22 protein-coding genes are annotated in these 24,692 nt (G+C 47.4%); 13 read left to right on the forward strand and 9 right to left on the reverse strand.

Features of this window, described 5'->3' with window-relative positions:
- Positions 1 to 127: 127 nt before the first annotated feature.
- The 4 genes from QUB63_RS20035 to QUB63_RS20050 all read right to left on the reverse strand — a co-directional run bounded on the left by QUB63_RS20035 (position 128) and on the right by QUB63_RS20050 (position 3,730).
- Positions 128 to 1,999, reverse strand: coding sequence for a globin domain-containing protein (locus QUB63_RS20035; protein ID WP_332947032.1), 1,872 nt, complete (start codon positions 1,997 to 1,999; stop codon positions 128 to 130).
- A 2-nt stretch (positions 2,000 to 2,001) separates the two neighbouring features.
- The gene (locus QUB63_RS20040) at positions 2,002 to 2,319 is read right to left on the reverse strand and encodes a hypothetical protein (RefSeq protein WP_332947033.1); all 318 of its coding nucleotides are present in this window, start codon (positions 2,317 to 2,319) and stop codon (positions 2,002 to 2,004) included.
- A 49-nt stretch (positions 2,320 to 2,368) separates the two neighbouring features.
- Positions 2,369 to 2,614, reverse strand: coding sequence for a hypothetical protein (locus tag QUB63_RS20045; RefSeq protein WP_332947034.1), 246 nt, complete (start codon positions 2,612 to 2,614; stop codon positions 2,369 to 2,371).
- A gap of 90 nt (positions 2,615 to 2,704) precedes the next feature.
- Positions 2,705 to 3,730: a YihY/virulence factor BrkB family protein gene (locus tag QUB63_RS20050; protein WP_332947035.1), complete on the reverse strand. Its 1,026-nt coding sequence runs from the start codon at positions 3,728 to 3,730 to the stop codon at positions 2,705 to 2,707.
- A 153-nt stretch (positions 3,731 to 3,883) separates the two neighbouring features.
- Between QUB63_RS20050 and QUB63_RS20055 the strand changes: the two genes are divergently transcribed.
- Positions 3,884 to 4,519 carry a hypothetical protein gene (locus QUB63_RS20055; RefSeq protein WP_332947036.1) on the forward strand — a complete coding sequence of 212 codons (636 nt, stop codon included), beginning with the start codon at positions 3,884 to 3,886 and terminating at the stop codon, positions 4,517 to 4,519.
- 309 nt (positions 4,520 to 4,828) lie between these two features.
- Entirely contained in the window at positions 4,829 to 5,815 is a 987-nt protein-coding gene (locus QUB63_RS20060) for a mechanosensitive ion channel family protein (protein WP_332947037.1), read from the forward strand.
- 312 nt (positions 5,816 to 6,127) lie between these two features.
- On the opposite strand, the gene thrC is transcribed toward QUB63_RS20060, so the two are convergent.
- Positions 6,128 to 7,252: a threonine synthase gene (gene thrC / locus QUB63_RS20065; RefSeq protein WP_442921815.1), complete on the reverse strand. Its 1,125-nt coding sequence runs from the start codon at positions 7,250 to 7,252 to the stop codon at positions 6,128 to 6,130.
- A 120-nt stretch (positions 7,253 to 7,372) separates the two neighbouring features.
- Here thrC and QUB63_RS20070 point away from each other — a divergent pair, with 120 nt between their 5' ends.
- From QUB63_RS20070 to QUB63_RS20085, 4 genes are all read left to right on the forward strand, one after another.
- On the forward strand, positions 7,373 to 7,660 hold the full coding sequence (locus tag QUB63_RS20070) for a hypothetical protein (protein WP_332947038.1): 288 nt from the start codon (positions 7,373 to 7,375) through the stop codon (positions 7,658 to 7,660).
- Positions 7,661 to 7,900: 240 nt separating this feature from the next.
- A complete protein-coding gene (locus tag QUB63_RS20075) occupies positions 7,901 to 8,950 on the forward strand; it encodes a fatty acid desaturase (protein ID WP_332947039.1) in 1,050 nt (349 codons plus the stop codon).
- Between the two features lie 483 nt (positions 8,951 to 9,433).
- Positions 9,434 to 10,939 (forward strand): AAA family ATPase, encoded by a 1,506-nt coding sequence (locus tag QUB63_RS20080; RefSeq protein ID WP_332947040.1) that lies wholly within the window; start codon positions 9,434 to 9,436, stop codon positions 10,937 to 10,939.
- On the forward strand, positions 10,936 to 11,826 hold the full coding sequence (locus QUB63_RS20085; protein WP_332947041.1) for a ParB N-terminal domain-containing protein: 891 nt from the start codon (positions 10,936 to 10,938) through the stop codon (positions 11,824 to 11,826). Before QUB63_RS20080 ends, QUB63_RS20085 begins: the two co-directional genes overlap by 4 nt.
- A gap of 83 nt (positions 11,827 to 11,909) precedes the next feature.
- On the opposite strand, the gene QUB63_RS20090 is transcribed toward QUB63_RS20085, so the two are convergent.
- Positions 11,910 to 12,137 (reverse strand): hypothetical protein, encoded by a 228-nt coding sequence (locus QUB63_RS20090; protein ID WP_332947042.1) that lies wholly within the window; start codon positions 12,135 to 12,137, stop codon positions 11,910 to 11,912.
- 234 nt (positions 12,138 to 12,371) lie between these two features.
- Between QUB63_RS20090 and QUB63_RS20095 the strand changes: the two genes are divergently transcribed.
- Together QUB63_RS20095 and QUB63_RS20100 are read left to right on the forward strand one after the other, a co-directional pair.
- A complete protein-coding gene (locus tag QUB63_RS20095; protein ID WP_332947044.1) occupies positions 12,372 to 13,478 on the forward strand; it encodes a Rho termination factor (modular protein) in 1,107 nt (368 codons plus the stop codon).
- A gap of 201 nt (positions 13,479 to 13,679) precedes the next feature.
- A complete protein-coding gene (locus QUB63_RS20100; RefSeq protein ID WP_332947175.1) occupies positions 13,680 to 14,453 on the forward strand; it encodes a Uma2 family endonuclease in 774 nt (257 codons plus the stop codon).
- Positions 14,454 to 14,524: 71 nt separating this feature from the next.
- On the opposite strand, the gene QUB63_RS20105 is transcribed toward QUB63_RS20100, so the two are convergent.
- The gene (locus tag QUB63_RS20105) at positions 14,525 to 16,048 is read right to left on the reverse strand and encodes a phenylacetate--CoA ligase family protein (RefSeq protein WP_332947045.1); all 1,524 of its coding nucleotides are present in this window, start codon (positions 16,046 to 16,048) and stop codon (positions 14,525 to 14,527) included.
- A gap of 318 nt (positions 16,049 to 16,366) precedes the next feature.
- On the opposite strand from QUB63_RS20105, the gene QUB63_RS20110 reads away from it, so the two are divergent.
- From QUB63_RS20110 to QUB63_RS20125, 4 genes are all read left to right on the forward strand, one after another.
- Positions 16,367 to 18,280 carry a serine/threonine-protein kinase gene (locus QUB63_RS20110; RefSeq protein WP_332947046.1) on the forward strand — a complete coding sequence of 638 codons (1,914 nt, stop codon included), beginning with the start codon at positions 16,367 to 16,369 and terminating at the stop codon, positions 18,278 to 18,280.
- A 259-nt stretch (positions 18,281 to 18,539) separates the two neighbouring features.
- On the forward strand, positions 18,540 to 18,809 hold the full coding sequence (locus QUB63_RS20115; RefSeq protein WP_332947047.1) for a hypothetical protein: 270 nt from the start codon (positions 18,540 to 18,542) through the stop codon (positions 18,807 to 18,809).
- A gap of 439 nt (positions 18,810 to 19,248) precedes the next feature.
- Positions 19,249 to 20,595, forward strand: a complete 1,347-nt coding sequence (locus QUB63_RS20120) for an EAL domain-containing response regulator (RefSeq protein ID WP_332947048.1) — start codon at positions 19,249 to 19,251, stop codon at positions 20,593 to 20,595.
- Between the two features lie 317 nt (positions 20,596 to 20,912).
- Positions 20,913 to 21,578 (forward strand): response regulator transcription factor, encoded by a 666-nt coding sequence (locus QUB63_RS20125; protein WP_332947049.1) that lies wholly within the window; start codon positions 20,913 to 20,915, stop codon positions 21,576 to 21,578.
- Positions 21,579 to 21,786: 208 nt separating this feature from the next.
- On the opposite strand, the gene QUB63_RS20130 is transcribed toward QUB63_RS20125, so the two are convergent.
- Both QUB63_RS20130 and QUB63_RS20135 read right to left on the reverse strand, forming a co-directional pair.
- Positions 21,787 to 22,503, reverse strand: a complete 717-nt coding sequence (locus QUB63_RS20130; RefSeq protein WP_332947050.1) for a pentapeptide repeat-containing protein — start codon at positions 22,501 to 22,503, stop codon at positions 21,787 to 21,789.
- A 214-nt stretch (positions 22,504 to 22,717) separates the two neighbouring features.
- A complete protein-coding gene (locus QUB63_RS20135; protein WP_332947051.1) occupies positions 22,718 to 23,917 on the reverse strand; it encodes a phosphoglycerate kinase in 1,200 nt (399 codons plus the stop codon).
- Positions 23,918 to 24,102: 185 nt separating this feature from the next.
- Between QUB63_RS20135 and QUB63_RS20140 the strand changes: the two genes are divergently transcribed.
- Positions 24,103 to 24,513, forward strand: a complete 411-nt coding sequence (locus tag QUB63_RS20140) for a universal stress protein (RefSeq protein ID WP_332947052.1) — start codon at positions 24,103 to 24,105, stop codon at positions 24,511 to 24,513.
- Positions 24,514 to 24,692: the final 179 nt, after the last annotated feature.

Raw genomic sequence — 24,692 nt, forward strand, 5'->3', positions numbered from 1 at the left:
TATAGCGGTTTACTCGAAGAGTGAGGTATTCACCAATCAATTCCTCAATTCCTCAATTCCCCAATCTAAAATCTAAAATCTAAATCTGTACCTCCCGAAACCTGAGACTCAGCTATATTTATCTGTACTAACCAGCTTGGCGGTTGCTATTGTATTTCGAGCCATCTGGCATGATGGCACCTTCGAGAAAGGCCGCACTGAGTTCAGAAATACTCACCTGGGCTCCCTTCAGATTCGCCCCTGTCAGATAAGCTTCTGTTAAATTGGCGCCACTCAAGTTGGCATTCCTCAAATTGGCACCGCTTAAGCTGGCATGGCTCAAATCTACACAAATCAAATTGGTACTGGTGAGGTTGGCACTGCTCAGGTTGGCTCGATTCAATTTAGCAAAACTGAGATTGGCACCGCTGAGATTGACACCACTGAGTTTGGTTTGATGCAGGTTCGCTTGATTGAGGTTGGCATCACTTAAGTCGGCATTGCTGAGGTCTGCTGCGGTCAAATTCGCGTTACTCAAGTTCGCTTTGGGCAACTGAATTTCGCTTAACTCTGCACCGGGCGCATCCAAGCCTCTGAGGGAAACATTATCTGCATTCAAATCCTGAAGTGCCAGAATTCTAGCGAAGCTGACTTTCACCCCGTGGGCTGCATCGATCGTGCTCCAGGCTTGATAGTGAAATTGTTTTTGGCGATCGGGTGCTTCCTTGATAAATAGCACCAGGGCCAGAATTAAACTCGTGGTATCAGCCGCTTCTAAAACTTTTGCAGCCAAGGAGTTTTCATCGGCAATAACATAAATTGCTGACCAGGTAACGGCTGCGATCGCAGCCACCAACCAAACGGGTGCAGCCCAAAACGCCTGAATCGATCGCCTCAACACTCGATCGGGGAAAGTGTTCCACTGTTGATTAGATGCTTGTGCCTGAAACTCCTTGAATCGCTGCTCAAATCCGGTTTTTGATTCGGTTTTTGATTTTGTCGGTGCCTCCGAAGCTGCTGCTTTTTCGGAAGTTTCTGTCTTCTGAGCTTGAGTCACCTGTGGCGGAGCTTGTTGGGCTGCACCCTGCAACATCTGCGCCGTGATGGTTCCATAAGCATCCGTCCACGCTTTCTTGACTTCAGGAGTCCAATCGTCCTGAAGATACTCCTCAAACGTGAGTAGCAGGGCTTTTCCCACCGCAGGATATTGCTTGGGAAGCGACCCATAGCCAACGTGTCTGCCTCCTAGTGCGCGCAGAACAGGCCCTAAAGCACTGGGATTGCGAAGATTTTCGACCACTAATACTAAGGCGTTTAAGAGCTTCTTCTGCTGTTGTGCCATTTCCAGATGGGCAAACATGGGTTTTAGCTCTGGGTGAGCCTGGAACAGCTTTTCGTAGAAGCTGGCGACAAATTCTCCAGCATGGGGTTTGATTTTCTCAAAGCTGCTTTCCAGCAGTTCCACCGGCAACTCTGACACTGCTAACGCGGGTATTTCCTCGACTTCGGTGTTGGCTGCTATGTCTGGTACGGGGGGGTTAGCCTGTAGGGCAGCCGGAGTCGCCGTTGGCCGATCGGGTGTTTCTGCTGGCGATCGATCTTCTTGAGTATCAACATTCCCCGTTCCCTTCAACATTTGAGCCGTGATGGCTCCATAAGCATCCGTCCACGCTGTCTTGAGTTCAGGAGTCCAATCGTCCTGAAGATACTCTTCAAACGTCAGTAGCAGAGCTTGACCCACCGCAGGGTAATACTTAGGAATGGCTCCATACCCGACGTGTCTAGCTCCGAGTGAATTGAGAACTCCTCCTAAAACGTCTGGATTGCGAAGGTTTTGGACGACTAACACCAGCGCGTTCAGCAGCTTTTTCCGCTGCTTCTCCATCTGGGTGGTGGCAAATAGAGGTCTCACCTCTGGATGAGCAGCAAATAAGTTTTCGTAGAAACTCGCGACGAACTCGTCTGCACAAGGTTTAATGCGCTCAAAACTTTGCTCTAACAGCTCAACATTGAGAGACATGGCTATAGCTCCAGGATGTCTAGTTCTTCCCACACTTTAGCCATAAATTCTGTAGTGTTTGTAACCCCCATCTCCCCCAAAGATTTCCACTCCTCGCTGCTGTAATCCAAATCCAACCCCATGATATCTTGAGTCCAGTAGGCGATATTTGATGGATTTTCCATGAGTTCGCCGGTGATTTTTAGCAGTTCGGTTCCTGACATATTGTCTCTGGCTCTCGTGGTTAAACAAAAGCGCAGCAACTTTGCCAAATTACTGTCTGGTGGGATGGCGATCAGAAACGCCATGTTTTGAGCTAGTAGAAATTTATCTAACTTCATCGGTACTCACCTAAATACAAAACGCGCTCGCTCATTCTTGCATACCTTCCTATAGCATTCGTGCAAACAGCCGCGATCCATCATCGGTCTTCAACCGCGCATAGGTTGGCGCTTCAGACATTCCTACCGTTCGCAAGTCGGACAATAGCTCCGGCTGAAACTGACAGGTGAACGCTCTCGGAATCTGTTTGCTCTCAAAATCTTTATAAATAATACCAGTCGCAGAACATTCTGTGACAATTTTATCCTCAATGGCAGTAGAGCGCAAAATCTCGATCGCGTCAAGTCGTTTCAATAACTGGACTGAGCCGACTACCCGCTCAAATCGACCGATACCGAATGAGGGAATCGCGCAGCAAGCGGTATGCCCAGTTTAAAAATAAGATTACCCTTTTCTTGATTGTTTCATTGCCTTTCCCACCGTCACGTTTAACTGAGATCCGATGAGCATCGCCAAACAAGAAAGATCGAGCCACAGCAGCAACACAATAAAAGTGCCGATCGTCCCGTAAGTCCAACTGAAATTGCCCAAATGCAAAACATAAAACCGAAACAAAGCCGAAAGCAGCGCCCACAAAACAGCAGCAAAAACAGCTCCCGAAAAAATAGGAATATCGGCTTGGCGGCGGCTCGGCCCGTAGCGGTAAATAAAGGCAAAGGCAACTGATACAATTCCCAAAGCAATCGGCCACCGCCACAGCCGCCAAACACCTAGCAATTGCGACTCTAAAGGGCAATTTCCGGCGAGCAGCAAGCAATTTTGCACATCTGTTAAATCGCAATTGGCGACGGACTCCAGCAGGCAACTCTGGCGGGCAATCGCTTGCACAATTAAATCGCTGAGAAATACAGCTCCCGATGCTAGAATTAACAGCACAATTGTACCGATACTCAGCCCCAATGAAATCAGTTTTGCTTTCACAAAAGAGCGAGTTCGATCGCTCGGGGTTTCATGGATGCGATCGAGCGCAGCCATCGCCGCGCTCATTACCCCAGAAAAGGCCCACAGCGACGCCACAAAGCTCGCGGAAAACAGCCCTTTATTGCGAGTTAACAGAATTTGTTTGATTAAGCCGCGAATCAAATTGCGAACGTCCTCAGGTATCACTTCCCCCAACAGACGCGCGAGTTGATACAGTGTTGACTGCAAAGGTTCAAACAGGGCGATCGCCGACAAGACAGCCAACAGCCCCGGAAACAGCGCCAGCATAGCATTGTAGGCCATTTCCGCAGACAGCCCCGGCAACCGCTGCTCTCCCGCTTTCGCGCCCACTTCCTTGAGCGTGCCCCAAGTCAAACAGCGACAAAACAGCCAAAAATCACCAAATTTCGTTTGGACAGCTCTCAGCAGCCTCAAAAGTGTCTTAAACAAGGCTAAAATCAGGTAGCGCAACCAGTAATAAATGTTCATAGCGTACAAGGGACGGGAACTATAAAATGCAAAATGGATGCACGGACGATCGACAACTGGAAATCAGGAGCGTTAATTAATTAAGCCATTACCCATTCCCTATTCCCTATTTCCCCATCTAAAATCTAAAATCTAAAATCTAAAATAAACAATATGGCTCAGGATGTCAGACAGTGGTTAGATGAAATCAAGCGGCTGCAACAGCAGTTAACAGAAGTTTCGCGCGATCGCGATGAGGCCGGTGAAAGTGCCGCTCAGTGGCGCCAACTCTACAATACCGAAGCCGAGCAGCGGCGGAATGATGCTAAGTTAACTCAGCAAAGCATCGATGCTCTGCAAGCACAAATAGAAGAGTTACAAAATTTCTCCCCGATTGCGCCCGAAGGTGACGAGGCTGGAGTTGCTCGCCAGCAGGAAGTTGAACAACTGCAAACAGTTGGCGAACTTAAAACTAAGTTAGCATCCGTTCTCGAAGAGCGCGATCGGGCGATCGAACAAGTTAAACAACTCACTCAAGCCCTCAAGCAAGAAGAAGCCCGTCACGCCGAGACTAGCAGAAATTTAACCACCGCCCTCGGAGACGCCGTTGACTTGCTCGCCAAAGCACAAACTGTTCCTACTACAAAAATGGAAACACCAGCATATTCTTTAGAAATAGTACCTACTCGCACCGCAAATCCAGGCGAAACTGCGCTCGAAATCCGCCAAACTTCCGCCCCAGGCAAAAATACCGCCCAACTTCCACCTTCTAAAAATCAGTTACTCGATCTACCGCCATTTGGGAATTAGGAGTTAATAATTCAGGAATTGTCGGCATGGCGAGTCCCCTTAGCAGATGAGATTTAGTCACCGATGCGTTGTTTTTGTTTTTCCTGCAATTAAGTGGCATTAATTTATCAGCTTCTTTATGATTCCGTATCTACGGATGGTTTACTAATCGATGTAAATGTACTATGTCCCAACCTATAATCTGCACTCAAAATTTTGAAAACGGCTAACAAATCTTCCTGGCGTCGTACCAATCTACAGTCTTTAGATAGAACTTAATCGAGCTAAATTTTACTACTATCGAGAACGACTGATACGCGAGGAAACTTCATGAAGGCAGAGATCTCCGCAGTCTGGGCAAAGATGGAGAGCATGATCGACGGCTTGATTATCCTGTTGCCCAATATTGTGCTGGCGTTAATTGTCTTTGCAATCTTTTTCTGTTTGGGCAGGGCAATTAAAAGAGCGGTCAGGCGGCTTACCCGCAACCACCACCAAGCTCGAAATTTGGGGCTGGTGTTAGGACGGTTAGCCCAGGGTACGATCGTTCTAGTTGGTCTGTTTGTTGCTCTTTCGATTATAATTCCCACATTTAAAGCTGGGGATTTGATTCAATTGCTGGGAATTAGCGGGGTGGCGATTGGTTTTGCCTTTCGCGATATCTTGCAAAACTTCTTAGCCGGTATCCTAATTCTGTTGACGGAACCGTTCCGCATCGATGACCAGATTGTGTTTAAAAACTTTGAGGGAACGGTAGAAAATATTGAAACCCGCGCTACAACAATCCGAACCTATGATGGTCGCCGGATAGTCATTCCAAATGCCGAATTGTTTACGAATTCGGTGACAGTGAATACCGCTTTCGATAAACGCCGCACGGAATACGATGTTGGTATTGGTTACGGCGACGATATTGACCGCGCCAAGCAGTTAATGCTGGAAGCATTGTACAGCGTAAATGAAGTGTTGAAAGATCCTGCACCCGATGTGCTGGTGGTTCAGCTAGCAGAAAGTACCGTCAATATCCGCGTTCGGTGGTGGATTACTCCGCCGCGCCGAATTGACGATATGCGATCGCGCGACAAGGTAATTTGTGCTATTAAAAAAAAGCTTGTGGAAAACGGCATCGATTTGCCTTATCCCACGCGACAAATTTTGTTTCACGACCAAACCGAAGAAACCGATGGCGATCGCTCCCTGCAGCGCGAAGGGTGGCCTGCGGGCAAAAGTAAAGTTCCGAAACCTCGCAGTATTGGCGGATCTGTGCGAAAAGTGGCCCAAGGGCGATCGCAAATTGACGGCAACGGACAATCTTAACTGCAATCAAATTCGTTTGTCGCGACGGCGGAAGCTGCAGCGAGTTTTATTTGGAGTTTTATGAGGACTCAAGTCCGATGCTGCGAACCAATTTTACTGTGGTCGTTTTAGCGGAGATCGTATAAGTTGAATAAGATTTTTTTTAAATGAACCGCAGAAATGCACAGGCTTTCTGGCCTGTTCCACAGAGGAGGCAGAGGAAGAGAAGAGAGAGAAGATAACAAAGAGTTTTAATATCTCCTGCAACGAAACTTTTCTCCTCTTCCATCCGTTACATCCGTTAAAAAATCCGTTGCCGAACTTCCTTCCCTTCTAAAATCCCATCGCGCCAGCTACTGCATCCAAACTCGGAGCAATTCCCTGTTTAAAGTTGTTCTTGCTGTGATTAATTGCCGTATCCGGGTCTTTCAAACCGTTACCGGTGAGCACGCAAACCACTGTTGCTCCTGTCGGAACTTGGTCTTTTACCTTCAGCAAGCCGGCCACAGAAGCGGCGCTGGCTGGTTCGCAGAAAATCCCTTCTTCGGATGCTAACAAGCGGTAAGCATCGAGAATTTCTTCGTCGGTGACTGCTGCAAAACTGCCGCGGCTGGCTTCGGAAGCGGCGATCGCCTGTTTCCAGCTAGCGGGGTTGCCGATCCGAATCGCCGTCGCCAAGGTTTCTGGGTGCGATACCGGTGATCCCGTTACCAACGGTGCTGCTCCGGCTGCTTGGAATCCCATCATTCGCGGCAGGCGCGAACATTTATTCACTTGGTGGTATTGACAAAAACCCATCCAGTATGCTGTGATGTTTCCCGCATTTCCCACGGGAATGCACAGCCAGTCGGGGGCGTCGCCCAAGGCGTCCACCACTTCAAACGCGCCGGTTTTTTGGCCTTCCAATCGGTAAGGGTTGACTGAGTTGACCAAAGTTACGGGATAATTTTCTGCCATGGAGCGGACAATTTCTAAAGCTCGATCGAAATTTCCCTGAATCGAAATTACTTCTGCACCGTAAAGCAAAGCTTGCGCCAACTTACCCAAAGCCACGTAACCTTCGGGAATCAATACGAAAGCTCGCATCCCCCCGCGTCGGGCGTAGGCGGCCGCCGAGGCCGAAGTATTGCCGGTACTGGCGCAAATTACAGCTTCGGCACCAGCTTCCTTTGCCTTGGAAATCGCCATTGTCATCCCCCGGTCTTTGAAACTACCAGTGGGGTTGAGGCCGTCGTATTTCACCAGGACGCGCACGTCTCGACCGATGAGAGAGGCGATCGCAGGTGCTGGAATCAGGGGAGTATTGCCCTCTTGGAGAGTGACTACCGGCGTGGTTTCCGTCACCGGCAGGTAGGGGCGATAAGCTTCGATCAAGCCCGGCCAACCGTGAAGTTTCGGCGAGGCTGCGCGGGCAGCGGAGTTAGCAGCAGAGTCAGTAGCAGGTAGAATCAGGGTCACGATGTCAATGGTTTTAGGCAATGGCCGAAGAATTTACACTAATTTTAGCTCGATCGGTTAATTTAATGTTTGATACGATCGGTTCAGGTTAAAGTAACTTAATGGTGTGAATGTGTAGATATGTCTACCCAATTACTAATGTCAAATAATTCATCCACTCTTTCTCGGCCTCAAGTCACGGCTAGCAATCCCGAAATAGCTAGTTCTGCTACCCTATCGACGGGTTTTGCGCGCAAAGTAGATTCGGTGAAGTGCCCGTACCAAGCCGATCAGCAAGTTAAGTTCCTGCACCTGCAAGCAGAAATCGACTCCTTGCTGCTGCAAGTGCAAACCCTCAAACAGCAGCGCTCTGTTGCTTGTTCTCAAGTTGCGATCGGCCAAAATTCTGCTGTGGGCAACGGCAATTAGCGGCAAAGGAGTGCTCATTGTGCCGCCCCTGTGGTATAAAAAGTAAAGTTTTGTTGACCCCAGTGTTTTTTTAACCAAAAGCGCTAGCCATTTAATCCGCGGCTAGCGATCGCTAGCATTTGCTAAAAAGCGCTTACCTACTGCTCAACTCGTTTGCCACCTGCTGGCAACGAGCTGATATTTTACTGCGCTAATTTTGTTAAGCCATCCACATGGCACACGGAGAATCGAAATCAATTTATGACAGCATCGATCGAAAAACCACTAAATTTGACATCCGCAAGCGCCGCGTCCAACCTGCGCCTGAAAGATATTCTCAAAACCCTGCCGCGCGAAGTGTTTGTCAAAAACCCCCGCAAAGCTTGGACAAAAGTCATCGTCAACGTTCTTTTAGTTGCTGTCGGTTATTTTGGCCTAGCAGTATCGCCTTGGTATTTACTGCCCCTAATGTGGATTTTCACAGGTACCGGATTAACCGGTTTTTTTGTGATCGGCCACGACTGCGGCCACCGGTCATTTGCTAACCGCCGCTGGGTAAACGATTTAGTCGGGCATCTCGCATTTCTGCCCTTAATTTTTCCGTTCCACGCATGGCGTCACGGACACAACTACCACCACAAGCACACCAACAAAATTGGTGAAGATAATGCTTGGCAACCGATGACAGCAGAAAGCTACGCTGCCTCGCCCAAAGCATTACAAATAGCTTATAGTTTAATCTTCGGCCCGATGTGGTGGGTTGGCTCGATCGCCCACTGGGCAAAAGTACACTTTATGTGGTGGCGCTTCAAAGGCATACAGCGCGAACAAGTGCGGTTTTCAGTTTTTGTAGTTTTGATCGGTGCTGCGATCGGATTTCCCACTTTAATAGCCACAACAGGCATTTGGGGATTCATCAAATTTTGGTTGATGCCCTGGATGGTTTACCATTTCTGGATGAGCACTTTTACGATCGTGCACCACACAGCACCAGACATTTCATTCAAAGAACCCGAAGAATGGAACGAAGCCCAAGCGCAACTATCGGGAACAGTTCACTGCGACTATCCCCGCTGGGTAGAGTTTCTGTGCCACGACATTAACGTGCACGTTCCCCACCACCTTTCAACTGCCATACCCTGGTACAACTTGCGCCTCGCCCACAGCAGCTTAAAGGAAAACTGGCAAGATCACCTCTACGAAACAAAGTTTTCTTGGTCTTTAATGAAGCGGATTGCCGACAACTGTCACCTGTACAATCCCGCTGGCGGCTATCAGACATTGCAGGAATTCAACGCTAAAACCAAGTAAGTTTGAAACGCGATAAATTCCCGAAAAACCCGGTTTTGTTTAACAAGCCGGGTTTTCTCAATATCACAATCCCTAACTAAAATCATTGATAAATCTTGCTTTTAGCCGACCAGTCTCGATCCCCCTAAATCCCCCGAACCAAGGGGAGTAGGGGTTGACGTTGAAATTACTCTTGTCCCCCCCTTGCAAAGGGGGGCTAGGGGGGATCAGCGGGCCTAATAGTCAAACAGTAGATTACATTTGACATTAAGTTGACACCAATTACCAATTACCAATTACCTTTTTCCCCATTCCCCTTCCAAATTACCAGAAATAATTGGTTGAAAGCCTCTCACGAGTGAGGGAGAAATTAAAATCAGACTATTCATTACTCCAATCCTCTTCCTTCTAGGTAGAGGTCGCTCTCCACAGGTCAACTGTCATGAACGTCAACTGTCAACTGTTGAACCATTCCCCATTCCCCATTCCCATTCCAAATGAAACATGACTTTCAACCCCAATAACTGTCGCAACGAAAGCGAAGTAGAAAGCAAACTCATTGTCAGTTATCTGCTGCCAAAACTCGGCTATACCCCCGACACTTGGCACCAAGAAATCGCCTTTGGGAATATTCGTCTAGACTTCCTCTCATTTGCCACCCAAGTTATCCCCATAGTGCTCGATGCAGACTCGCCCATGAGTGTAGTCATGGAGGCAAAACATCCCAAGGAAAATCTAGACCGCCACCTGCGGAAACTGAAGCGTTACTTAACAAGTTTAAGCATCCGCTACGGACTCATAACTAACGGCAAAGAAATTAGAATTTACGCAATAGTCAGCGATGATATTCAGCTAGTATTTCAGTGCGCCGGACAAGACATTGAAACGAGAATTGATGAAATTATCGCTTTAATTGGCAGAGATAGTTTAAAATCTATAAAAAATCCCGATAATCTCCAACTGGAAGATAGTAAAATTAATTTAGTTAGTCCTGAGTTAATTAGCGAAGTACCCGTACAGCCCGACAATTCCGCAACCGCACAACCTGAGCTAAGTCAAATCTCAGAACCGGAACAAATACCTGAAAAAAATCCAGTTAATCTTCCACTTAAATCAGATTTAATTGTTTCAAAAACCACTCTAAATACTATGAAAATAATAGCAGTTTACCACAACAAAGGCGGTGTCGGCAAAACTACCACAGTAGTCAATTTAGCCGCAGCGCTGAGCAAGAAAGGTAAAAAAGTCCTAGTTATCGACTTAGACAGTCAGGCAAACACAACCTTTGCAACTGGTTTAGTTAAATTTGACGATGAAGAACAAGACGATTTGAAAGATCGCAATATTCTTCAGGTTTTGCAATCCGAAGATTTTTACTCGATCGCCGAAGTAGCTCGCAAGTCTAATTTTTGCAATCCTCAAATCGATGTAGTTCCTTCCCACATCGATTTAATGTACTATGAAACCGATCTCAATCAACTAGATTACAGCCGGATGATTTTAATTCAAAAACTAGCAGAAGTACAAGAAAAGTACGAGATTGTACTGATTGACACGCCGCCATCTTTGAATTTTTTCGCCAGAGTTGCCCTGATTGCAGCGGATTATTTAATTATTCCTTCTGACTTAAAGCCTTTTGCCAATCAAGGATTGATTAATGTCAAGGATTTCATCAAAAAAGTTAATGGATTCAAAAAACAAATTGGCAAGAAACCTTTAGAAATTTTAGGCGTACTCCCTTGCAAAATCTCACCCAATCCTAAATTTGTAAAGTACAGTCTGCCCAAGCGGAGGGAGGCAATTCCCAAACGCTACAGCCTGGAGATTATGCAAAGCGTCATTTACGAAAGAGAGGATTTGGCAAAGTGTGCAGAACTATTTAAAACCGTGGGAAATATGGAAATCGCCGATCCAATTTCGGTACTCGACTTTAAGCCGGATTGCCTTTCATCCGAAGAATTTGAAGAATTGGCGAGGGAAGTTTTGAAAAAAATAGGTAACAACTCATGAAAAAATTATCTCCGTCACTGGTTGCAGTGAAAAGAATTACTTGCACAGTTCCCCGTTCCAATTTTGCCGAGCCTGATTTGGATAAATTAGCTAGACTGATTTTAGATTCAGGAGGCTTGATTAATCCGATAATTGTCCGCCGCACCAGTATGGATGCTTACGAAATAGTAGACGGAAATTTTGAATACTATGCGGCGGCGAGAGCAAAGGAAATTGAACCACTCAAAGGCGAGACAATCGGAGCATTCATCCTGGAACCAGAAAATGAAGAACTTCTCCTCGAACAATTGGAAATTCTCAGAAAATCGTCAACACCTGAGAATGCGGCTACAAGTGAAACTCCCCAAGAGAAATTAATTACTGAGGCTTCAGGTGAAACACAAAATCCAGAAACTTCATCTAGTTTGGAGGAGCGGCTGACAAATATTGAAGCCAGTTTAAAAAATCAAATTCATGAATTGAAAGCTGAGTACAATCGCGAGAAACAGGTGTTAGCTCAGAGACTACAAGAAGTTGAAAACCTAGTTGCACAACAATTACCTCTGTTAATTGAAGCCGAGTTTGCCAACAGAATTAATGAGTTGAAATCCGAGCGGGAATCGGAAAAACCGACTTTGGTAGATACGGTACCAGAAGTTGAACAGGTAAGTTCCCAACCAATATCGCTGTTGGGCGCACTGAATACTCAAGATAAAATTCAACTGGCGGCGAGTTTGAAAGATGCTGGGCTGAAGCCTCCCGTTATACAACTAATACTCAAAGAGCGAGATGTGCGGCCGTTTGTGTCATTTGCAAATGTGGTGGAACGTATTAAAGGGTTAACCGACAAAACAATGATTAAAATTATTGATTACTGGCAAAATACTCATCAGCAGCGAGCCGTCTAAATTGCTTTTTTGGGGCGCAGTCGGAGCAACGCCCCACAAAAACTGCAACCCGAGTTACAACCGGGTTTCTCACAGGTAATTGACTAGGAGCAAAAATACTCATAACTTGCAATTGCATTGTTGGGGCCCGATCGCGCGCCCACCCCACAAAAGTTGAAACTGCCCGATCGCCCCGATCGCCCAAAAGAGTAAAGATGAGTGAAGCAGTGTATAATTGGTGTCCCCCAGCCAGTTAAACTCATCACAGTCGATTTTTTGTAGGAATTGCAGTCAGTTGTGCCGATCGCCCGCCACCGCACAGCCAGCCGCACAAGTACAGCACCCCGCCGATATCTCCCCCAGATAACTGAGTTCGATCGCAGACTTGGAGAGTGAGGCCAAAAAATCCTTTAACTAACCGCAGTCTGGGTAAGGTGTTTGTCTCGCACCCTATAATTAGAGTTCTTCGGTTAGTCCTGTCGCACTTAAAACGCAGGCTGTAAAGTGCAAATATAAATAATTACCCAAACACCTGATTTTCATGACAAAAGGGGACTTGTAACAAGATGGATCGATCGTCCGATCAAAACCGAATAGTAGAATATTTGCGGATTAAGCCAATTAGTCACAGTCAGATTTATACTTCGCAAATTGCGGTACCAGAGACTCAGGGGGGGGAAATCCCTCGCGAACGCCGCGAAGCTCTCAGGAGAAGTCTCATCGAGCAAGGCAGCAACTTAATTCCTTTAATTGTACGTCCTACTGAAGCTTACAGCAACGAAGAAGAATATGAAGTTGTCTGCGGCTCAGATTGGTGTATTGTTGCGAAAGAACTCGGCATCGAGCAAATGTGGGCTTGGGTTTTTGAAATGACCGACGAGGAGGTAGATGCTGCTCGAGCAGAAATGGAACATTTAGCTCCGCAGCCTACTCAGAAAACTGCACAACTTGAGACTCTACTGCAACAATTTGAGCTATCATTTCAAAAAAAGGTAGATAGTCTAACCAAACAAATAGAACAATCAGTTAAAAAAAATGAAGACCTGCTAAAAAAGCAAGTAAAAGTTCTAACTGAACAAAACTTTGAGCGCGACCAAATAGAACAGATTAAGCATTTGCTCGAACAAGTTGAAAAAACATTTCACGAAAAGGTAGATAAATTGGCTAAAAAAATTGAACAATCTGGCAGCGATAGTTCTCCGAAATCTGGGGCTATTTCTGAGATTAATCTTGAAGGTGCGTTGAGACAGTTGGATGAACTGGAAAAACTGCTGTCCATAAAATTAGAGCGCACAGTCCAAATAATTAATCAGTTTGTGGCCGATGCGATCGAAGACGTAGAAAATGACCTAAAAAATCAAATCGCAACGCTGCGCCGCCAACTGGGAGCCGCTGCGACGCACTCAGAAATACAGCCTGAGACACAGCCGAAAAAGCAGTCGAAGTCGCAGCCGAAAACGCAGCCGAAAACTCAGCCGAAAAAGCAGCAGAAACCTCAGCTACCGCAGTTGCAGTTGGAGTTGCCGTTTCCGCCCCAAGAGGAAGACGAAGATTACGAAACTCTTTCGCTCAGACGGTTGAAGGCGATCGGCAAAGACCGGAAAGTGCGGGGCTACGCGCGCATGAAACGACCGGAAATTCTGGCTGCTCTCAGACAAGCTGACGGCAGATAAAGCGGTAATTGCTAATAAGCTGTGGCATTTGTATTTAACTTTTTTTCGGGCGCTGCTGGGAGCAGGGCCCCACTCATTGTTTCAATGTTCGATCGCGCCCTTAGGCAAAAAGCGCGATCGGGCTTTCAGAACAGTCCTGGGTACAGATATGAAAACCTTGCTAAAATAGACACACCACCTCTTACTCCTCACCAAGCAGCCATGTCCGCAACGGCAGAATTAGCTACTCCCCAAGAAATACCAGAACAGCAGATACTAGAACAAGAGATACCAGAAAATGTTATCTTTCCTTCTGGCGATTTATACAGTGACGAACCTCCCGTGGAAACAGAACTGCATCTCCGACAAATAATCCTGCTGTTCAAATGTCTAGAATGGTTGTGGCGAGATAGAAATGACTTCTATGCTGCTGGCAACCTCACTATTTACTACAGTCCCAAGCAACTTAAATCGAAGGACTTTCGAGGCCCCGACTTTTTTGTGGTACTGGGAACTGAACGCAAAACTCGGAAAAGCTGGGTAGTTTGGGAAGAAGACGGAAAGTACCCGAATATCATCGTAGAAATCCTGTCGCCGAAAACAGCGGATACCGACAAAAACTTTAAAAAACAACTCTATCAAGATACTTTCCGCACTCACGATTACTTTTGGTTTGACCCAGAAACTTTAGAATTAGCTGGGTTTCATTTAGTTGATGGGGAATATCAACCAATTGCAGCGGACGAATCCGGCAATCTGCGGAGTCAACAGCTCGATTTGAGTTTGGGAATTTGTGGAGGAAAACTGCGTTTCTTTACAGCAGCAGGAGACCTTGTTCCTACTCCTGAAGAGGTTGCAGAAAGTGAGACCGGGCGAGCCGACCAAGAGGCCCAAAGAGCCGGACAAGAAGCTCAACGAGCCGATGAAGAGGCCCAAAGAGCCGATCGCCTGGCCGCAAAACTGCGAGAATTAAATATCGATCCCGATACAATTTAATTGGTGGCATCAAATCTAAAATCACCAAAAAATCGCAAATCACCAAAAATTTAAAATCTAAGATCTAAAATCTATCGCGTGTATCGGTGCTTAACACCAACCGGAAAATACTCCGCATCGCCCGTCTCCGTTAATGTCACCACAGGTAACTGATATTCTGGCGGCACGTAATTAGCAAATTCGCTGTTTAGCCGCCGCAATTGCGCGAGAATTGAAGATGCGATCGCCTGTTTCATCTCCTCGTCGCCCTCCACCCCCGCTGCTAATTCCACAACCACCGATAAAAACCGATTTCGATCCGCATCTTCCTTGACTTGCAGCACAAATTTTCCCGTCACCCATTCGCTAATAGCGGGAACTTCTAAACCTACGGTGACATTTTCTGGGTAGATGTTAGCACCGAAGTAGGAAACGGTAAAGTGCGATCGCCCAAACACATAAACAAATGGCAGGCTGCGAATTCCTCTGGGGAAATCGGAAATTTCCATAGCTGCTGCTGACTGCAAATGTGCCACGGGATTAAATCCCCATTCTCTCAAAAAATTGAGCATTGCTTCGCAAGAAATTAAACCGCCGTTATCGGAAATGTGATAGCGTATTAGCGGGATGCCGTTGTCGCCAGAAAATAGCAGCGTGCCGTCATCATTCACTTCAAAAAAGCGGCTTTTCGGATCGTACTGCACCAGCGTTGGCAACCGCGATTCTCCGAATAAATTGCGCGCTGCTTCCGGATTGTTTGCCAACCAGCGGCGGATGCAAATGCTCAGCGGTGTCTCGTTGCCCAAAACGCCCGCGTCGGCAGTACCGTAAAGACTCGCAGAGTTGTAATATATATTGTCAGAATTAGTGCGATCGCTCACCAAACTCCGCCATTCTTCGCTAAACACTTCCCCCGCAAACACCATCTTAATTCGATATTTTTGCCACTCCACACCCCCAGCAATGCCGCTATCAATAACATCCTTGATAAACGGCGGATATCCCAACAAGACTACTTGCTCGAAATGCTCCCCAAGTTCCCGCACAACTCGAAATATTTCAGTCTTGTTATTCCCCGGCGTCACCACCGTAACCGGATAACCCTTACTCGCTAGATAGCGGCAGCAATTCGCCGTGTACATTCCGCCTACCCAAGTTCCCAACGCAAAGCAGATGACGGCTAAAGTGCGGCGACTGTCGGCAAAAAAACTGTCGTGAAATATTTGTTCAAAACGATCGGCAATTTGGAGCTCGTCGCTGATAAAACGCGGCCAAAATGTCGGGTTTCCTGTCGAACCCGAGGAAACAGCAATGAAATCGCAAGTTTCTAATTTGCCCTGACGGCACAACTGAGGTAGCGGGTAACAGCGCAAATAATTCTCTTTGGTAATTAGCGGCAATTTTTGGAAGTCTTCCAAGGTTTGAATAGACTCGGGATTGATGTTAAGTGCAGCTAGGAAATTCTGGTAAGCTGGTACGGTGGCAGCGACGTTGTAAAAAAGTGCCATCGCCTCGGATTCTGCATCTCGACTCTGCTGTTGCAATCGTTCCTCAAGCGGCGCCATCAAAAATTGTTCAAACGCCCCAATAGCTCGCTGACGCGGTTCTGAGTGCATGATTGGCTCCTTAAGGGGAGAGGGGGAGAGGGGGAGAGGGGGAGAGGATTTGATGAGTGGGGAATAGAGAAGTTAAATATACCATTTAACTGCACAACACCTTAGTAAAAATTCGAGCGCATTTTCAGGTCGATCGCACACATGGCACAATCCATAAACTTGTATCGCAGGAAACCGCTTGTTTAACAACAACCGCAGGAGATAGCCCTGCTGGCGATCGGCTAATAAACACTGACACACTATGTCAAGATTAATTAGCGCGATCGCCCAAAACTCCCACTCTCAATCAAGCGTAAAAATCCGACGCAGCAAGTTCCAATGAACAATCCCATCTACCCCGGCATAACTCTCAACAACCATTACCGCATAGTCCGCGAATTGGGACACGGCGGCTTCGGGCGCACCTACCTCGCTGAAGATGCCCACCGATTTAACGAACCCTGCGTTTTAAAAGAATTTGCGCCCCAAGTACAAGGAAGTTACGCCTTACAAAAATCCGAGGAACTCTTCGAGCGCGAAGCCGGAGTGCTCTACAAGCTGCAACACAATCAAATCCCGCGCTTCCGCGAAATGTTTCGAGTCAGTATTGTCGATCGAGGCTACCTATTTCTCGTCCAAGACTACGTACCGGGTCAAAATTACCGCTTTCTGCTGGATGCCCGCAAGCGTCAGGGTTTGCGGTTCATAGAAGCAGAAATCAATCAACTGCTGCTCCAGATTTTGCCAGTGCTCGAATACATTCACTCTTTGGGAGTAATTCACCGCGACATCTCCCCCGACAACCTAATTCTGCGCCTATCTGACGGAATGCCCGTGCTGATTGACTTCGGCGGAGTCAAACAAGTCGCCGCCACCGTAGAGTCGCTTTTCGCTGAAGCTAACGGCACTCCCGCCCCCGCGACGCGCATCGGCAAGCTCGGCTATGCTCCCGTCGAACAGATGCAGATGGGAATCGTCTCTCCCCACAGCGATTTGTACGCCCTCGCGGCGACGGTTTTGGTGTTGCTGACGGGGAAGGAACCGCATCAATTGCTCGACAGTCAGACGCTGAATTGGAACTGGCGATCGGACTGTTCTCTATCTCCGAATTTGTCCCTGGTGCTGGATAAAATGCTCGCTCAGCAGCCGAGCCAGCGTTACTCCTCGGCTCGCGAGGTAATGCTCGCTCTCTCGGGCAATCCGCCTTTAGGGCCGCAGCCGCAACCGTCGCCAGCCCCGGATTTGGGGCTGACGCAGCCGCCGCCGGATCGCTCGCCCATACCCCTGCCCGCCCCCGCCCCGAAACTGCCGGGTACTCCGGTGCGACTGGCGACGATCGGCAACCGGCAAAAGATGCCTGCTTGGCAAATGGTTTTGTTTGTGGTGGCGGTACTTTCAAGTATGGGGGGAGTTGGCTGGTTTGCGGGCAATTACGTGTTAAATCTGCAATCTAAAGTGCAGAAAATTCCCCTGACTCCGGGCCCGAAGCAGCAGCAAGAGGATGCTTTGCGCGATCGCTTTTCCGAACTCAAAATTGACGATCGATTTTATAGCGGTTACGTCAACCTTGTAGACGAGACTTTCTATGCCAAATACCCAGAATTGGGCGGGCGGCTGTTAAAAGAAGGTGATGACGATCGCCAGTGGCGCCAAAGGTGGCAGAAAATCGGCGACGAGTTGCTCGACAAGCTCTCAAACCTCAGCAGCGACGCTAGAGCGCGGTTGGGAAGTTACGACACCACGGATCTCGATCGCTCGAAAGCTGAGGTTAACAAGCTTTCTTTGAGCAGTCGGGCGCTGTACGATTTGGCTGATGCGAAGTTTTTTTATTGGTTTCCAGAACAGTCGCGCGATCGCAATCTCATCGGTTTGCCGATCGGGCAAATTTGGCAAGCAATTACCGCCGACACCCTCACAGCTTTGCAAGCGGGAGCAACTCTTGAAAGCGTCGAATTTGACCGCCGCTCGAACAGCAAAACCCTCACAGGCAATCTCAAACCCGGAGAAGGCAGAGCTTACATTGCCCGCTTCGCCCAAAATCAGACTTTGAGCGTGAATTTGCAAGCTCCGCCCAAATCTACTTTGCTGTCAATTTATTCTCCCGGGCGGACAAACAAAGCCAAGGCTTTGCTGCAAGATGCAGAGGAGCGGAGTTGGTCGGGATTGCTTGATGATGCTGGTTTTTATGAATTCGTGGTAGTTTCTCAGTCATCGGAGCCGATCGCCTACGAGTTGAATCTGGCGACGAAATAACCCCCGCCCACAAACGGATATCAGCCCCCCCAGGGCCCAAGTTCGCCAGCCCAAATTTTAGACCCAACGACTTCGCGAGCGGGCAACGCTCTTGTTCGGGATCGGGTGATTCATCATGTAGAGTAAATCTAAATTTCTTCAAATCTAAAATCTAAAATCTAAAATCTAAAATCGACTGATGGCTATTGACGCAGGAAGTGCGATCGGGCAATAATAAGGTAATCCCGAGCAGGTAAATTTTCCGGTTCAAAAAAAGAATATGCTGAGATTCGCGATCGTAGCTTTAGTAACTTTGGGATTAGTATTAGTGACTGCATTTGGTTTATCTCCCGCCACTGCGACAGTCAGCACTCCCGAATTTTATGCTTGGAACTTTGCCTCTGTAGGCAGCAGCGAGCTGGTTTGCAAAAAGACAGTTGTAGTTCCGCAAGACCTCATCATTCCGTCATCATCAATGCAGCCTGTCAGTATCAACTCTGCAATTGTAGATAACAAGTTTTGCGCGAATTCCACTAAGCCTGTTAATTAAGGCAGTGGAGCTTAGGATGTCTGCTCGAACGACACAATAAAATTGATTTTTATGAGGACTAAAGTCCTCATAAAAATCCGAGGACTAAAGTCCGAACGATCGACACACTTTTTGTGAGGGCGAATTGCTCCGACATTATATAGGGCTTGTCGCCATCCGCGCCGTGACATTGTTGGCCGCAATTTTTATGATAAACCACTGATTTTTTCTAATAAAAATTTATCCAACGAGTCTCGCACAGCAGTTTTATACTCTAGAAAGACCTCGAACCTTGCCTGATTTTGCCAGTTCTTTGATTGTGACTTAAAAACCGAGGGAAAATGATTAGCCAAATGGCTAATCATTTATTAGCTAATTGGCCTAATCAGTAACTGTCAAGTTTGAGTATGCTAGAGTTAGTCAGGTTCTGATATATAGTGCCATCTGTAATCTAAGTATCATGCTCAAAATTTTGGTCATTGAGGACGACGAATTAATCCGGGAAACTCTTGTGCAACTCCTGGAATCTCACAGCTACCGGGTCAGTGTCGCAGAAAACGGTCGATTTGGGGTGCAGATGGCACTTTCGGAGATCCCGGATCTAATTTTGTGCGACGTGCAGATGCCGGAAATCGACGGTTATGACGTGTTGCGGACGCTACGGCAAAACTCGCTGGCTGCAACAATTCCATTTATTTTCCTCACGGCTCAAAGTGACAAAAGCGATTTTCGTCGGGGGATGGAATTGGGGGCTGACGATTACCTAACAAAGCCGTTTACTAAGGATGAATTGCTGGGGGCGATTGCTTCTCGCGTCTCGAAACGGCAAACTATTACCCAACCGCTGACAGTCGCGCTTCACCAAGCAGAAGCCAGACTCCAAGATTTAGCTAACGACTCTACAAAGGTTTGTGTCCTCTCCCCTGAAAAGTTAGCTCTGGAAGCTCTGCTGCGCCGCGCTTTGGCACAAGGTGAGTTTCAGGTATACTATCAGCTGCAGGTGAATATTGCTACCGGACAAGTTATCGGCGCCGAAGCTTTGGTGCGCTGGCAAAATCCCGATCGAGGTATAATTTCTCCCGCCGAGTTTATTCCCTTAGCAGAAGAAACAGGTTTAATTATTCAGATTGGCGAGTGGGTACTGCTTTCTGCTTGCGCTCAAGCCGCGAGTTGGCTGGCGGCGGGGTTTTCGCCCTTTAGGATATCAGTAAATTTGTCGGCCAGGCAGTTGTCCGACCCGGAACTCAAGGCCAGAATCGTGCAAATATTGGAAACTACAGGCTTGGAGCCTGCTAATTTAGAATTAGAAATGACCGAAAGCGCTCTGGTAGAAAATGCGACAGTCGCAGGCGCAACTTTAAACGAACTTAAAGCTCTAGGAATTCGGATTGCTATTGACGACTTCGGCACAGGTTATGCTACTTTAGGATATCTCAAGCAATTTGCTTTTGACAGCTTAAAGATCGATCGCATTTTCGTGCGAAATGCCAACGAAGACGCTCAAAATGCTGCTATCACCACAGCAGTAATTTTACTGGGTCACAGCTTGAACATGACAGTAATTGCTGAAGGAGTAGAAACAGAAGCAGAACTAGCTTTCTTGAAACAGCACCAGTGCGATATCATGCAGGGGTATCTGTTCAGCCGCCCCGAACCGGCAGTGATAATTGAAAGTATGTTGGTTGCCGACCAGCGTTTGTTCGCGCAGCCCCTAGCAGCAGCACCAGCTCGCGTTATCCCCTTTGTACCTGTCTCCGAAGCCGAAAAATCTAAAAACCTTTCCATGTCGGGTCTAGGAATAGTGTAAGTGTGATTGCCAGGATTTCTGTATAATAGAATAAAATTCTTTCTGTTAGCGGCTATTTTCTGCGGAAAAGTTGACGCTCCCTCCTCAAAAGTTGTAGCTTTTTAGAGAGAGACGAATAGAAGAAGGAGATTTTAGCCCAACATTCCTCAACTTCTTCCCATCTTATGCGCTCGGCGCCCGTAATTGGACTATTTGAGGAATTGTGCCGTCTTGACATTGGGAACCTTGATCAAGTTGCAGCAGGTAAACTCATTTAAGTTCCTAGTTTGGGAACCGCAGTTTCAAGAACTGTCAACTGGAATTGGTGCAAGGCTGTCATGGAAAGAATATTAGTGGTTGACGACGAAGCCGACTGTCAAACAGTCTTGGCAATGTACCTCGAAACCCAAGGATACCGGGTTGAATGCGCTAATTCAGGGCTTGAGGCGCTCTCGATTTTTGAGAATGCCCCCCCTGATTTGGTAATTTCAGATGTGATGATGCCGGAAATGGACGGGTTTGAGTTTTGCCGCCGCTTGCGCACTACCCGTTTGGGACAGTTAGTCCCGTTTATATTTTTATCTGGTCAAGGCGAGATTGAGTCAAAAGTTGAAGGTCACGCGATCGGCGCTGACGATTATCTGGTAAAACCTTTTCAGTCTGAAGAAATCTTGGCTAAAGTGAAAGCGCAGTTAGAGCGCTCCCACCGCATACACGCCGAGATTGTCCGACTGCTGCAAACTTCTAACGCCAGGGCGGTGGAGCCAAGAGTTGTCGCAGTATTGCCGAACCCTGCACCTTTGCCTCTAACACCAGCCGAGGAAAGAGTTTTTTGGGAGGTGATTCAGGGTTATACTAACAAACAAATTAGCGATCGGCTGTTTATTAGTCCCCGGACTGTCCAAGCTCATTTAGGCAGCATATTCAGCAAACTACAGTTAGAAAATCGCGCCCAGCTTGTGAGATTTGCCCTAGAAAGGGGATACAAACCACCTCAAACTTAGCTCCGGTCTCAACCTTGGGCGCGCCAGCCCTTAATTACCCGCAATAAAAACGGTTCGATCGTTCGGACTAAAGTCCTCAGCTTACGAGGACTTTAGTCCGAACGATCGAACCAATCTGTAGTGAGGACTTTAGTCCGCATCCATTAGTAGGACTCGCATTCCGAACGATAGAACCAATCTGATTGTCGTCGTTCGAGCGAACCTGATATTAATCTAAATTCAAAACACAATAAGGAAAATTAGTCGTCACGCAAACCCCCGGCCCCAAATTTGTGCCCCGCAAGTTAGCACGTTCCAAATCAGCCTGCCGCACATTATTAGCAGCATCGATATTTGTCCCGGTCAATTGAGCCCTAGGAAGCCTGGTATTTGACAGAATAGCATTCTGCAAATTAGTATCGCGCACATCAGCGAAAGACATATCCGCTCCGCTTAAATTAGCGCGACTCAAATTAACTCTAAACATTAGCGAACGCCGCAAATCCGCATTCGACAAATTAGCTTGCAGCAGATAAGCTTCGCCCAAATTAGCATTAAAAAGCTTAGCACCGCGCAAATCAGCTCTCGTCAGATTAGCTCGCCCCAAAAAAGCATTAGACAAATCCGCATTTCGCAGATTAGCACTGTCCAAGTCAGCAGCGTACATCTCCGCATTAACCAAGTTAGCATTTGCCAAATTAGCACCACTTAAATCAGCTTCCAGCAAATTAGCTTCGTAGAGATTAGCTCCGCTTAAATCAGCCCCTCTTAAATTAGCTCTGTACAAACTCGCCTTAAACAAATCAGCATTTCTCAAATCGCAGCCCTCGCACTCCTTACTTTCCAGCAATTGCCGCACATGATCCGGATTTTGAGCTTTGACGGGAGCCGCCAGCAAAAACACAGCTAAACTTGCCGTTACAGTTGCCAAGATTTTAAGTTTCACAAACAAACCTCACAGCCACTTCAAGACCAATTATAATCGCCAACTTTACAATAGCATTCATAAAAGCCAAATCAAACCCATTTCCTTCTCTCTTTTCTCCCTCTCTGCGTTCTCTGCGCCCTCTGCGGTTAATAAAAAAAAATCTCCTTCGCAGCCAATGATTTAGACTAGCTTACAGCAAGGCGGGCCTTCTTGCCCGCCTTACTCAACTTAATTAAACCTCATCTAAAGCCGCAACACCAGGCAATTCCTTACCTTCGAGCAGTTCCAAACTAGCACCGCCACCCGTAGAAATGTGGCTCATTTCTGGTCCCAAATTCAACTGTTCCACGGCCGCCACCGAATCACCGCCACCGATAATTGTGGTAGTACCAGTCTTAGTAATTCCCGCCAAAGAATGAGCGATACCTTCAGTTCCCGCAGCAAACTTCTCCATCTCAAACACGCCCATCGGCCCGTTCCAGATTACAGTTTTGCAATCGGCCAAAGCATCTTGGAAAGTTTTCACAGAATCCGGGCCGATGTCCAAACCCATCCAACCGTCGGGAATGCTCTCAACGGAAACAGTTTGAGTGTTGGCATCAGCAGCAAATTTGTCAGCAACTACCACATCTGTAGGCAACAGAAAAGTAACTCCCCGTTCCTTCGCCTTAGCTTCCAAAGACTTCGCCAGTTCCAGCTTGTCATCTTCCACCAAAGACTTGCCAACGCTCAAACCGCGAGCTTTGTAGAACGTGAACACCATGCCGCCTCCCAGCAGCAATTTGTCGCACTTTTCGAGCAGTTTTTCAATGACTCCAATCTTGCTGGAAACCTTGGAACCGCCAATGATAGCAGCTAAGGGACGCTGGGGATTGTCGATCGCGCTACCGAGATATTGCAATTCCTTCTCCATCAAAAACCCAGCCACAGAAGGACTCAGATACTTAGTAACGCCCTCAGTAGAAGCGTGAGCCCGGTGAGCCGTACCAAAAGCATCATTGACATACAAATCGGCAACAGAAGCTAACTTCTTCGCAAATTCCGGGTCATTTGCCTCCTCCTCTGGGTAGAAGCGGACATTTTCCAGCAACACCACATCGCCATCCTGCATCGCCGCGACAGTAGCAGCCACATCATCGCCGATGCAGTCGTCAGTCTTTTTGACCTCTTTCCCCAACAATTCCGACAGCCGCTGAGCAACCGGAGTCAAGCGCAACTTCTCCGTCACACCCTTGGGACGCCCGAAGTGACTGCACAAAATGACCTTAGCACCCTTGGACGCTAAATCCTGAATAGTCGGCAGAGCAGCCCGGATGCGAGTATCATCGGTGATATTGCCGTTGTCGAGCGGCACGTTAAAGTCCGCCCGCACCAATACCCGTTTGCCCGATAAGTCCGATGCCGATAAATTTGCTACAGTTTTTTTGGTCACAGGATTAACCTCCTAATATTTGTGTTTTTGTCTAATTCCGTTGAAATGGTGGCACTCGTCACTTGCACTTGGGGCCTCGGACGCATTCAACTGCGCCCGTACAAAAAACGGAAGATGAAACAAACGGCACTGATTTGGCTCAACGTAAACATTTTATCGGAGTCCGTGTCCGGGAAATGCGAACTATGTTCAAGACTGTATTATTTCCTGTAGATCAAAGCCGAGAAGCCCGCGAAGCGGCGGAAAAGGTTGTCAATATCGTGAAAACCTACGGCTCTCGTTTAGTTATTCTGTCGGTAGTCGAACCCCCCGCCGAGGAGGGCGACGCGCCGCGAGAGGTGATGACTTCCCCCGAAGCCGTCGCCAAACTGCTGTCTGAGGCCCAGTCGATGTTTTCCCAGCAGGGAATCCAAGCTGAAATCATTGAACGAGAAGGCAAACCGGCTTTCACGATTTGTGATGTGGCTGACGAGGTTGGGGCCGATTTGATTGTGATGGGCTGTCGGGGGATGGGTTTAACTGATGATGGGGCGTCTGACAGCGTTACCAATCGGGTGATCAATCTGTCTCCTTGTGCAGTTTTGATTGTGCCTTAGTCAGTTGTCAGTTGACAGTTGACAGTTGACTGTTGACTGTTGACAGTCAAGCAGTTGACAGTTGACAGTTGAGCGTTATTATCAGTAGTTGTTAGTTGTCATTCAACCAATAACAACTAACAACTAACAATAACAACTGACCGCTAACAACTGACAATTAACTAATAACTAATAACTAA

This window comes from Microcoleus sp. ARI1-B5, from assembly GCF_036705795.1.
GTDB lineage: Bacteria > Cyanobacteriota > Cyanobacteriia > Cyanobacteriales > Microcoleaceae > Microcoleus.